Source organism: Actinomycetospora sp. (assembly GCF_036497245.1).
GTDB lineage: Bacteria > Actinomycetota > Actinomycetes > Mycobacteriales > Pseudonocardiaceae > Actinomycetospora.
Map to the genome: position 1 here is coordinate 1 of NZ_DASXJS010000014.1, position 11,500 is coordinate 11,500.

General features: G+C 74.8%; 10 protein-coding genes. 1 reads left to right on the forward strand and 9 read right to left on the reverse strand.

Translation table 11 applies throughout. The annotated features are described in order from the left end of the window. The 4 genes from VGI02_RS02230 to VGI02_RS02245 all read right to left on the reverse strand — a co-directional run. A partial coding sequence (locus tag VGI02_RS02230; RefSeq protein WP_331625610.1) for a creatininase family protein occupies positions 1-477 on the reverse strand: 477 nt, incomplete at its 3' end. Beyond that, positions 395-1,276, reverse strand: a complete 882-nt coding sequence (locus VGI02_RS02235) for an amidohydrolase family protein (RefSeq protein WP_331625611.1) — start codon at positions 1,274-1,276, stop codon at positions 395-397. The genes VGI02_RS02230 and VGI02_RS02235, both read right to left, overlap by 83 nt. A gap of 253 nt (positions 1,277-1,529) precedes the next feature. Next, positions 1,530-3,074 carry a hypothetical protein gene (locus tag VGI02_RS02240; RefSeq protein ID WP_331625612.1) on the reverse strand — a complete coding sequence of 515 codons (1,545 nt, stop codon included), beginning with the start codon at positions 3,072-3,074 and terminating at the stop codon, positions 1,530-1,532. A 156-nt stretch (positions 3,075-3,230) separates the two neighbouring features. Beyond that, a complete protein-coding gene (locus VGI02_RS02245; protein WP_527249117.1) occupies positions 3,231-3,671 on the reverse strand; it encodes an Lrp/AsnC family transcriptional regulator in 441 nt (146 codons plus the stop codon). A 153-nt stretch (positions 3,672-3,824) separates the two neighbouring features. On the opposite strand from VGI02_RS02245, the gene VGI02_RS02250 reads away from it, so the two are divergent. Then, positions 3,825-6,179 (forward strand): thiamine pyrophosphate-binding protein, encoded by a 2,355-nt coding sequence (locus VGI02_RS02250; protein ID WP_331625614.1) that lies wholly within the window; start codon positions 3,825-3,827, stop codon positions 6,177-6,179. Positions 6,180-6,184: 5 nt separating this feature from the next. Here VGI02_RS02250 and VGI02_RS02255 read toward each other — a convergent pair whose 3' ends face one another. From VGI02_RS02255 to VGI02_RS02275, 5 genes are all read right to left on the reverse strand, one after another. After that, the gene (locus VGI02_RS02255; protein ID WP_331625615.1) at positions 6,185-6,892 is read right to left on the reverse strand and encodes a flavodoxin family protein; all 708 of its coding nucleotides are present in this window, start codon (positions 6,890-6,892) and stop codon (positions 6,185-6,187) included. A gap of 39 nt (positions 6,893-6,931) precedes the next feature. Further along, the gene (locus tag VGI02_RS02260; RefSeq protein ID WP_331625616.1) at positions 6,932-7,555 is read right to left on the reverse strand and encodes a DUF4383 domain-containing protein; all 624 of its coding nucleotides are present in this window, start codon (positions 7,553-7,555) and stop codon (positions 6,932-6,934) included. 127 nt (positions 7,556-7,682) lie between these two features. After that, a complete protein-coding gene (locus VGI02_RS02265; RefSeq protein ID WP_331625617.1) occupies positions 7,683-8,711 on the reverse strand; it encodes a sensor histidine kinase in 1,029 nt (342 codons plus the stop codon). Then, positions 8,708-9,391, reverse strand: a complete 684-nt coding sequence (locus tag VGI02_RS02270; RefSeq protein WP_331625618.1) for a response regulator transcription factor — start codon at positions 9,389-9,391, stop codon at positions 8,708-8,710. The genes VGI02_RS02265 and VGI02_RS02270 overlap by 4 nt, the downstream gene beginning before the upstream one ends. Positions 9,392-9,486: 95 nt before the next feature. Further along, positions 9,487-11,433, reverse strand: a complete 1,947-nt coding sequence (locus tag VGI02_RS02275) for a protein kinase domain-containing protein (protein WP_331625619.1) — start codon at positions 11,431-11,433, stop codon at positions 9,487-9,489. Positions 11,434-11,500 lie beyond the last annotated feature (67 nt).

The following is an 11,500-nucleotide window of genomic DNA, read 5'->3' on the forward strand; positions in this document are numbered from 1 at the left end:
AGGCCAGCGGTGCGCCTCCGCGATCACCTCGACCAGCCGGCCGACCGCCGCGTCGAACACGGTCTTGCCGTGCTCGGCGGTGGCGCCGGTGGGGTCGCCGATGTGGCCGTCGGGGCCGAAGTCGTCGGTGAGCCAGCCGAACGACACCGTCTTGCCGAACCCGATGTGCTCGAACGACCGCAGGTCCTCGGGCACCCGGCGCGTCGCCAGGTCCATGTGCACGAGGTCGGGCCGCAGGTGAGGAAGGTCCGGAGCCCGAACTCCCGGCGCAGTTCCCGGCACGCGACCTGGCCGAGGGGGCAGTGCTCGTCGGACTTCGTGACGGCGAGCCCGGGCAGCTCGATCGCCGGGACGGTCGCGGCCGCCACCGCCGCGGCGGCAGCCGACGACGCCGTCACCCAGTCCGTCGAGACCGGAAACCCAGTCCGTCGAGACCGGAAGGTGGGGACCGTGCTGCTCGATGGTCTGCGTGATCATCGCGCTCTTCCCGATGCACCCTCTCCGAGCCCTCGACGACGCTGCCCGACGGCGGCTCCAGGCTCCCGTCCGACGCGCCTCCCGGGAGCCGACGGCGGCCGTGGTGGCGCACGGCCGCGGTCAAGGCGGCGCCGCTCGGCGGGCAGCCGCCGAGGACGTCGATGCCCCGCGCGACGGCCTCCTCGATCAGCGCGGTCTCGGCCTCGTACCCGGCGAGCAGGCAGAGCTGGATCTCGACGCGCCCGCGCAGCCGCTCGCGGAGGGCGACGAGGGCGTCGACGGCGACCAGCCGGTCGGGGCCCAGGATGACGTCCGGGGCGAGCCAGCCCCACTCGTCGAGCAGCTCCAGCGGCCTGCGCCCGTAGCGCTCGAGAGCGATCTCGACGTCGACCTGCTCGTTCGCCTGGGTCCGGCGCCGCAGCCCGTGGCGCGCCGCGACCTCGCCGAGCAGCGCGAACGTCTCCGGGGCGTCCGAGTGCACGCCCGCGGGCCCCACGGCGACCTGCACGCCCGGCCGGCCCGCGAGCGCCGTCGCGATCGCGTCCGCCGAGGCCGCCGCCTCCTGCGGGTCGTCGCGGGCGCTCCCCCGCACGAACACCAGCCGCGCCCCGAGCTTCGTCGCGGTGTCCGCCACCGCCGTCGCGATCCCGACCCCGCGGTCGGGCAGACCTGCGGGCCAGGTCAGGTGGTGGTCGGCGACGGTGGTGACCCCGCAGAGCAGCGACTCCGCGAGGCCGACCCGCGCCGCCCGGGCGCACAGCTCGACGTCGACCCCGGCGCGCGCGTAGGCCGCGGCCATCGTCGGGAGCCATCGCGCATCGGCACCCCGCGGGTACCGGGCAGCGTCCGGAAGAGCGACTGCATCAGGTGGTGGTGGGCGTTCACCAGCCCGGGGGTGATCACGCAGCCGGAGGCGTCGAGGACCTCGCCGCCACCGGCGGCCGGCGTCGTCGTGACCGACCCGAGGTCGTCGCACACGACCTCGCCGCCGGGGATCTCCGCAGTTCCGGTCCAGAGCAGGTCGGCCCCGCGCACGGTCAGCACGGCGGGCGTCAGGGTCGCTCGAGCGACGTGGTCGTCATCCAGAAGTGCCCGACCCCGCGGCCGGGGACGTCGGAGCGCCAGCCCGGGCCCGGGCCGAGGTCGTAGTGCAGGGTCAGCGGGGAGCGCACCGCTGGTCCGGGGTCGGTCCCGGCGCGGTTGGCCCGCAGCACCGCGCGCATCACCGGGCCGGCGTTCCCCTCGCGCTCCTGCGCGAGGCCGACCGCCCAGGCGTGGTCGGAGAAGGCGTCGACGATGTCGCAGCGGCACCCGTACGCGAGCGCCCCGATCTCACCGGGCGCCTCGACGCTCCCGCCCGGCGGCAGGGTCCGGGCGACGTCCTCGCCGATCGCGAGGTACTGCGCGGGCAGAGCCCAGTTGCCGTAGAAGACCGGCGAGACCCACGGGACCCCGGCCGCGATCTGCACCCCGGCCGACAGCCCCGCGAGCACGGCGATCCCGGCGAAGGCCCCACCCACCCCACGCTCGACGAGCCGCGCCACCCCGAGCGCCGCGCACAGGCTGACCAGCGCGATCGAGGCGCAGTAGTACCAGAGGTAGGACGGCACCCCGAGCAACGCGTACGCGACGTAGTGCGCCAGGCCCGCGAGGCCGGCCGCCAGGGTCAACCGGTCCGCGAGCGCCCTCGACCCGCGGGCGCAGGCCGCCGCGGCGAACCCGAACGCCACCAGCCCGACCAGCATCGTCGCGAACACGAGCGTGATCGACACCGGCCACCGCTCGAACATCCGTGGTGCGGCGTTGCCGAAGGTCTCCCCGTCGGCGAAGGAGCCGCCGACGGTCTTGATCGCGAAGGTGTCCGGCAGGAACCCGCCGAGCGTGAACCAGGCGAACACGTGCCACGGCAGCGCGACCAGGGCCCCGAGACCGACCGCACCCGCGAGCGCGCGCCACCGGCGGGGGGCGAAGACCGCGAACGCCACGACCAGCAGGACGACGGCGGGCACGACGAGGTCGGGACGTGCCAGGGCCGCGAGCCCGGTGAGCACCCCGGCCACCACGGGCCGGCCGGCCATCGCGTACCGCAGCACCCCCACGACGAGCGCCGCCCCGAGGAACGCCTCCATCCCGACGGTGCTCGTGAAGAACGGGGAGGTGACCAGCAGCCCGACCAGGACCGTGGGGAGCACCCAGCGGCGCCACCCGAGCATCGCCGCGATCGTCGAGCCCCACGCCGCGAGCAGCGCCGTCGAGGCCATGAGCTCGAGGCCGACCGCGACCACCGGGCGCCCGGTGACGACGATGCCCGCGGCGAGCACCCAGACGTTGAGCGGGGACGTGGCGGCGTTGGCGTCGCGGAACGGGGTGAGGCCCCAGCGTCCGTGCTCGACGAGCGTGCGGGCGTAGTCCATCGAGATGTACGAGTCGTCCGGCAGCCCCCGGTGCGCGACGGCGAAGAGCACGGCGCCGGCGAGGCCGCCCAGCACCGCGGCGAGCAGCGAACCGGCGCGCGGGGACAGCACCCGCCGGGCGGGCCGGACGGGGGCGACCGGCGTCTCGTCCTGCGCACGGTCCGTGACCGGCAGAGTCGTCACGCTCGCCCCTCGTCACCCGATCAGCCCGACGTCGTCGCAGGGTACGGGGAGGGCGGGCGGGCCCACGCGCGCCACACCCGACGGCCATCCGCCGAGTGGACGCTCAGGGCTGCCGCAGCAGCCGTGGGAGTCCACTCGGCGCTCGCGGGAGCGTGCTCACGATGACCGCACCCACCTGCCCAGCACCATCAGCGTCTTCGTCCCGACCACCGCCCCCGCACGGCGGAGACGGTCGATCACGTCCTGGAGGTGGGCGATGTCGCGGACGCGCACCTGCACGAGCGCGTCGGGGTCGCCGGCGATCGTGTAGACGGCGTGCACCTCCGGCACGGTCGAGCCGGTGTGCACGATCGTCTCGACCGGGGTGGTGCCCGCGTACCGGACCTCGCAGAACGCCTCGACCCCGAGACCGAGCCGGGCGTGGTCGATCTGGACCGTGAAGCCGGTGATGACCCCGACCTCGCGCAATCGGTCCACCCGGCGCTTGGTCGCCGCGACGGACAGGCCGACCCGCGGCGCCATGTCCGCGAACGTCCGCCTGCCGTCCTCCTGGAGGAGCGTGATCAGCCGGCGGTCGAGGTCGTCCACATCGGGAATCGGCGCCACATCCACAACATAACGACGTTCTACCATCGCCGGGCGGGCGGTTCTTGCGCGTCGCCTGCCGTATCGACCGGTTCTGTTGCTCACCTCCCCGGGAGCCGGTGAGATGTCAGCACGGACGGCGACCCGACCAGGAGGTCCACGCCAGTGACGACGACGATCCCCGCGCCCGCCACTCCCGGGGCGGCGGACCTGGAGACGCTGCGCGCGGTCGAGAACCGCGTGCTGTGGCTGGCGACCGCGATCATCGACCACGCCAACCGGGTGCGCCCGAACCCCGGTGGGCTCAAGGTCGGCGGACACCAGGCGTCGTCGTCGTCGATCACCTCGATCATGACGGCGCTCTGGTTCGGGGCGCTGCGCCCCGAGGACCGGGTCTCGGTCAAGCCCCACGCGAGCCCGGTGCTGCACGCGATCAACCACCTGCTGGGCCGGCTCGACGCGCGGTACCTGACCACGTTGCGGGAGAAGGGCGGCCTGCAGTCCTACCCGTCGCGCTCGAAGGACCCCGACCCCGTCGACTACTCCACAGGCTCTGTCGGCATCGGCGCGACCGCCCCGATCTGGGGCGCCATCGCCCGCCGCTACGCCCACGGGGTCGGTGCCCGCGCGGGCAGCCGCGGCATCCTCGGACGGCAGTTCTCGCTGGTCGGCGACGCCGAGCTCGACGAGGGCGCGGTCTGGGAGGCCGTGCTCGACCCCATGGTCCGCGAGCTCGGCGAGGTCTGCTGGGTCGTCGACTTCAACCGCCAGTCCCTGGACCGGGTCGTCCCTGACATCTCGGTGACCCGGCTGCACGGGCTGTTCGACGCGGCGGGGTGGCAGGTCATCACTGTCAAGTACGGCCGCCTGCTCGAGGATCTCTACACCCGCGACGGCGGGCCGGCGCTACGCCGACGGATCGACGGCATGACCAACCCCGAGTACCAGCGGCTGCTGCGCTGCACCTCGGCCCAGCTGCGGGAACGCATCCCGGGTGAGGGCAGCAGCGAGCACCCCGACGACCCCGAGAAGATCTCGGCCCTGCTCGCCACGATCGACGACGACGCCGTCCACGCCGCCATCCGCAACCTCGGCGGGCACGACCTCGGCGCGTTGCTCGACGCCTTCGACGCCATCGACGACACCCGGCCCACCGTCGTGTTCGCCTACACCGTCAAGGGCTACGGCCTCGCCAGCCAGGGCCACCCGCAGAACCATTCGAGCCTGCTGACCGAGCCCCAGATGCGCGAGCTCGCCGAGCACGTCGGCGCCGACCTCGACGACCCCTGGCGCCCGCTCCCCCCGGACTCCGACGCCGCCCGACTGTGCACCGACACCGCCGCGCGCCTCGACCGCGCTCAGGACGCCGACCCGGCCGCGCACGCCAGGACCGCCGTCCCCACCGACGCCGGCCGCACCCCGTCGGGCACCGGCACCACCCAGCAGGCTCTCGGCCGCGCCCTGCTCGACCTCACCCGCGAGGCCCCCGAGGTCGCCGCCCGGCTGGTCACCGTCGCCCCCGACGTGGCGTCCTCGACCAACCTCGGCGGCTGGCTGAACAAGGTCGGCACCTGGTCGGTGCGCGAGCGCCGCGACTGGTTCGACGACGACGCCGAGACGATCCTGCACTGGCGCGAGCGCCCCAGCGGACGCCACATCGAGCTCGGGATCGCGGAGACCAACCTCGTCGGGCTGCTCGGCGAGCTCGGCGCCACCTGGTCACGCTGGGGCGAGCCGCTGCTGCCCATCGGGGTGCTCTACGACCCCTTCGTCGCCCGCGCCCTCGAACCCTGGGCGTTCGGGATGTACGCCGGCGGCCAGTCGATCCTCGTCGGCACCCCGAGCGGGGTCTCGCTGGCCCCCGAGGGCGGCGCGCACCAGTCGATCACCACCCCCTCTATCGGGCTCGAACAGCCCGGGTGCGTGGCCTTCGAGCCGGCGTTCGCGGTCGAGGTGACCTGGTGCCTGCTCGACGGGCTCGGCCGACTCGGCCGCCCGGACGGCTCCTCGACCTACCTGCGCCTCTCCACCGCGCCGGTCGACCAGTCCCTGGCCGCCGTCCCCACCGACCCCGCCGCGCGGGAGCGCCGCCGCCGCGGCGTGGTCGGCGGCGCCTATCTGCTGCGGCGCGCCGCGACGCCGCCGCGGGTCACCCTCGCCGCCATGGGCGCCACCGTGCCCGCCGCGCTGGCCGCCGCGGAGCGGCTCGACGCGCTCGGGGTGCCCGCCGACGTCGTCGTCGTGACCAGTCCCGACCTGCTCTTCCGCGCCCTCCAGGACGGCGACCGCCGACCGGTCGAGGCCGCGTTCCCCGCCGCCCGCGCCGCGCCGCTGGTCACCGTCCTCGACGGCCACCCCCACACCCTCGCCTTCCTCGCCGGCATCCACCGGGTCCGGGCCCGTCACCTCGGAGTCACGGCCTTCGGTCAGTCCTCCGACCTCGCCGGCGCCTACGCCCTCCACGGCATCGACGCCGACGGCATCGTCACCGCCGCCCTGGACGGCGCCGAAGGGGTGTGAGGCGGTCAGCGGTACTCGGGGTTGTGGAAGTCGAACCGGCTTCCGGCGTCCCAGGCGGTGCGCTGGTTGCCGTAGGCGGGGATGCCGCCGGCGTCGCGCAGCATGCGGGCCACGTGGAGCAGGTTCCAGGTCATGAAGGTCGTGTTGCGGTTGGTGAAGTCGTTCTCCGGACCGCCTGACCCCGGGTCGAGGTAGGACGGCCCGGGACCGACCTCGCCGATCCAGCCGGCGTCGGCCTGCGGCGGGATCGTGTAGCCCAGGTGCTGGAGGCTGTAGAGGACGTTCATGGCGCAGTGCTTGACGCCGTCCTCGTTGCCCGTGATCAGGCACCCGCCGGCGCGGCCGTAGTAGGCGTACTGCCCGTCGGCGTTGAGCAGGTGGGAGCAGGCGTAGAGCCGCTCGATGATCTTTTTCGTCTCGGAGCTGTTGTCCCCGAGCCAGATCGGTCCGCAGAGCACGAGGATGTCGGCAGCGAGGACTCGCGTGTAGATGGCCGGCCACTCGTCGCGCTCGTAGCCGTGCTCGGTCATGTCCGGGTAGACCCCGGTGGCGATGTCGTGGTCGATCGAGCGGATGACCTCGACCCCGACCCCCTGGGCGCGCATGATCCCGGCGCTCACCCCGATCAGGCCCGCCGTGTTGCTCACCCCCGGAGAGCGGGTCAGGCTGCCGTTGACGAACACGGCCGTCAGGTCGTCGAAGCGCTTGTCCATGGCACGGCCTCGCTCACGTCGTCGGGAGTCGTCGCGGGATCAGGATGCGCCCAGGAACGCCCGGAGGCGCTGGTCGTGGGTGCGATGGGCGGAAGCGGCGTGCACCCCGACGACCTGCTCGGGAGTGGCGGCGTGCAGGGCGACGGCGCGCTCGGCCTCGGCCAGCGCGCGGTCGTCGTCGCCGTGGACCACGACCGTTCGCGCCGTCCCGACGGGCCGCGAGACGTGGGCGTACGGGCTGTCGGCCGGCAGCGCGCCGCTGAACCGCCCGTACGCGCCGAGGATCAGCAGGACCGCCCCGACGACGAGGCTGAAGAGCACGTTCACCAGTCCGAACGAGAGCACGTTCATCGCCGAGCCCATGACCATCGTGTTCACCATTCCCGAGGCCAGGAACAGGCCGCCGGCCACGAGCGAGATCGTGGAGGCCACCGGCCCGCTGCGCACGGCCGCGAAGATCAGGGCCGCACCCATGAGCAGCGACAGCGTGGCCAGCAGACCGTTCGTGGACATCCCCAGCACGTCCGCGCCGGACGTCGTCAGGAATGCCGGCGCGCGCACCGAACCCAGAACTCCGAACAGCAGCAGGAATGCGCCCGTGGACGCGGCGGCGAGGCGGTGGACGGTGTGCACGTGATGCGGTGCCGATGTCGGGCTGAACATCCCCATGGCGGATTCTCCTGCGAGTCTCCCCGGTCGTCTGATCGGCCGGCTGTGGAGAGACCATGCTCGGGATTCGGAGCCGTGGACCGTCACGTCAGGGAATCGTCAGAATTCGGACCGGGACACGTCAGGCGTTGACCGGCACGACCTCGGCCAACGGAAGCGTCAGGGTCACGCAGCACCCGGGGCCGCTGTTCGCGATGCCGATCCGACCGCCGTGGGCCTCGACGAGGGCGCGGGCGATGGCCAGGCCCAGCCCGGCCCCCGATCCCGGATCGGGGGTGCGGGCCGCGGACCCGCGGAACCCGACGTCGAACACCCGCCCGAGGTCGTCGTCGGGGATTCCGCCGCAGGCGTCCTGGACCCCGAGCCAGGCCTGACCGTCACGCACCCCGGCGGACACCCGGACGGTCCCGCCCGCCGGCGTGTGGCGCACGGCGTTGGTGAGCAGGTTGCGGACGACCCTCGTCAGCTCGGTGTCGCTGCCGTGGACGGTGGGCCAGGACTGCGGGTCGTCGGCGGTGACCAGGACCTCGGCGCGCCGGGCCGCGTCCGCGTCCACGGCGACCGCGTCCGACACCACCTCCCCGAGGGCCAGGGGAGCCACCTCGAGCCGCAGGGTGGTGGAGGTGGCCCGGGAGAGCTGGAAGAGGTCCTCCACCATCGCGGTCATCCGGTCGGTCTCGCGCCCGATCCGGTCCAGGTACTCGGTGACGTCGTCGGGCCGGTGCACGACGCCGTCGATCAGCGCGTCGGTCATCCCGCGGATCCCCGCGAGCGGTGAACGCAGGTCATGGCTCATCCCGCTGACCAGGTCACGGCGGGCGGTCTCGGACCGGCGCTCGACCTCCCGCGCCTCGCGCTGCCAGAGCGCCTCGCGGGCGAACGCACGTCCCAGCAGGACCGCGGCGGGCACCGTCACGACGGCGACCACGATCACGACGACGGCCGCCCCGGCCAGGGCGGGCGTGTACATGAAGCCGCTGACCGCGATGACCCCGGACAGGGCGGCGCCCAGGGGGACCAACGCGAGGGTCGTCATCGCCGCGGTCAACGACCGGCCCCGCATCCGGTGCAGGACGAGCGCCCCGACGAGGGCGGCGACGAGGGTGAACCCCAGCGCCACCGGGGCGACCTGCGCCACCTCGGCGATCACGAGGCGACCGGGTCGTAGCGGTAACCGGTGCCCCAGATCGTGGCCAGGCGCCGCGGCTGGGTGGGGTCGGGCTCGATCTTCTCCCGTAGTCGGCGCACGTGCACCGTCACGGTGGACTGGTCGCCGAAGCTCCACCCCCACACCTGGGTCAGCAGCTCGCCCCGGGTGAACGCCCGGCCGGGGTGGGCGAGCAGGAACGCGAGCAGCTCGAACTCCCGGGTCGTCAGGGCGAGCTCACCCTCGCCGAGGAAGGCACGTCGGGAGGCCCGATCCACCCGCAGGTCGCCGTCGACCAGCGCCCCGGCGGTCGAGGGCACCGACCGGCGCAGCACCGAGCCGACCCGCAGCACCAGCTCGCGGGGACTGAAGGGCTTCGTCACGTAGTCGTCGGCCCCCAGCTCGAGGCCCAGCACGCGGTCGCTCTCCTCGCCGCGCGCGGTCAGCATGACGATCGCGGGCGGGTTCTCCCGCAGTCGCAGCGCGCGGCAGAGCTCCAGGCCCGACAGGCCCGGCAGCATCAGGTCGAGCACGACGGCGTCCGGGTCGCCCCGCGTCGCCGCGTCGAGGCCGCTCCGCCCGTCGCCCGCGACGTCCACGGCGTACCCCGCGTCGCCCAGATAGCGCGCGACGACGTCGCGCACGGTCGCGTCGTCATCGACGACGAGCACCAGGGCAGTCACGCTGTCGAACCTAGGCCGACGGCGGCCTCCGGGGCGGAATCGTCACGGATCGGTAAGACGAGGTGGCCGCGGCCCGGTCGGCCCCGGGAGCTCGCCTACAGAGCGGCGACCGGGGTGATCGCCAGCTGCGGCTTCCCGATCTTCCCGGAACAGGCCTTGCCGGTTCGGGGCAGCGTGGCCGCCGTCGTGGTGCCCGGGGCGCGGACCGTGAGCCCGCGGACGGCGACGGCGTCGCAGTTCTTCGCGTCGAACTCGGAGACGGGCACGATCTTCAGCGTCGCCGCCACCGAGCCACCGGGCGCGAGGGTCAGGGCGGCACCGCGGGCACCGGTGTGCGACGCCGGGGCGCCGACCGCCTTGCCCCCCGCACCGACCCAGCGCACCGCCGGGAAGCCGGCCAGCGTGCAGGCCGCGTCGCCGCGGTTGGTGAAGACGAGCCGCGCCGTCGCGCCGGTCCCGGCGAGCGAGGACACCACGCTGCGACACGGTGCCGGGGCGGGCGGCGTGCCGGGGGTGCTCGGAGCGGGTGCGGGCGGCACCGGCAGCGGGGCGTCGCCGCCGTCGGGATCCTCGGGCTGACCGGGGGCCGTCGGGTCAGGGGCGACGGTGCCCGGGTCGGTCGAGGGGCCGGCCGCCGGGCTCGTGCCCGGCGGAGGTGGGGCGAGCGGCGAGGGAGGGGACGGCGCGCCCGGAGACCCGGGTGCGGGAGCGGCGGGGGCCGCCGTGAGCGGGGTCGAGCCGCTGGTCAGGGCCACCCCGCCGACGACCCCACCCGCGAGGACGAGGGCCACCGCGCCCACCAGCAGCCCGCGGCGCAGGGTGCTGGTCCGGCGCGCGGGCGGCGGCGCGACGACGGGTCCGGTGGGCGGTTCGACGCGCTGCGGCGGGACCCCCGGCGTGAGCGGCGCGGGAGGTGCCGTGGAGGCCGCCGGGACGGCGCCCAGCACGATCGACGAGCGGGCCGCGGGCGCGGCGTCGGCCGCGATCACCGCGGGCGGCACCGCGAGCGTCTCCTCGTCGAGGCCCAGCGGCTCCGCGAGCGTCCGCAGCCGTCCGCGCGCCTCCTGGGCGTTCGGGCGATCAACCGGCGCGGCGGACGTCATCGCCGCGAGCAGCGCCCGCAGCGCATCGGGGAGGTCGTCCGGGACGACGGGGTCGCGGTGCAGGCGGGCGACCGAGGACTCCACCGGCCCGCCCGGGAACTCCCGCCGTCCGGTGAGGCACTCGATCAGCACGAGCCCGAGGGCGTAGACGTCCGCGGGCGAGCCGACGTCCTCGCCGCGCACCTGCTCCGGTGCGAGGTAGGCGGCGGTCCCGGTGACCTGCCCGTGCACCGTGGTCGCGGTGGCCATCGCGGCCACCCCGAAGTCGGCGAGCACCGGGTGGACCCGTGCCGGTCCCGGGTCGTCGGGGTCGGAGGAGTCGTCGGGGTCGGAGGAGTCGTCGGGCTCCGGGTCGAGCAGCACGTTGCCGGGCTTGACGTCGCGGTGGACGATCCCGAGCGCGTGGACGTGCCCGAGCGCCGCGAGCAGTTCGCCCGCGAGGCCGACCACGACGTCGACCGGGAGCGGGCCGCGCTCCAGCGCGTCGGCGAGCGAGCCCCCGGGCACCAGACGCGTGACGAGGAAGACCCGGTCGTCCACCTCGCCGACGTCGAAGACCTCGAGCACCCCGGGATGGGCGACCTGCGCGGTCGCCTGCATCTCCCGCCGCACCGACGCCGACTCGAGGGTCCCGATCCCCGGCGCGAAGAGCTTGACGGCGACCTCGCGCCCGAGCAGGCGGTCGCGGGCGCGGTACACGGTGGCCGCGGCGCCGCGGCCGAGCCGCTCGCCGAGGTCGAACCGCTCCCCCACCGTGGACGGGGGTGCCGGTTCGGCGGCGGGTGCGGGGTCGGCGGCGGGTGCCGGCTCGTCGGCGGGTGCCATCGTGGCGACGGCACCCGGGTCGGGGTCCGGCGCGGCGGCCGCCTCGGCCGGGGCGGGCCGGGCCTCGGTGGGCGCGATGTCCTCGTCCGCGCCGCTCCGGGTGTCCGGTTCCACGCGGAGATCGTGTCCCATGGCGCCCGATCGGGTTCGGCCACCCCCCGTTCGGGTGGACGACCGCACG

What these genes read in the sequence shown, in the direction of transcription:
- VGI02_RS02235 (WP_331625611.1), bottom strand. Translation starts at nt 1,276, where the DNA reads ATGGCCGCGGCCTACGCGCGCGCCGGGGTCGACGTCGAGCTGTGCGCC.
- VGI02_RS02255 (WP_331625615.1), bottom strand. Translation starts at nt 6,892, where the DNA reads ATGGACAAGCGCTTCGACGACCTGACGGCCGTGTTCGTCAACGGCAGC.
- VGI02_RS02260 (WP_331625616.1), bottom strand. Translation starts at nt 7,555, where the DNA reads ATGTTCAGCCCGACATCGGCACCGCATCACGTGCACACCGTCCACCGC.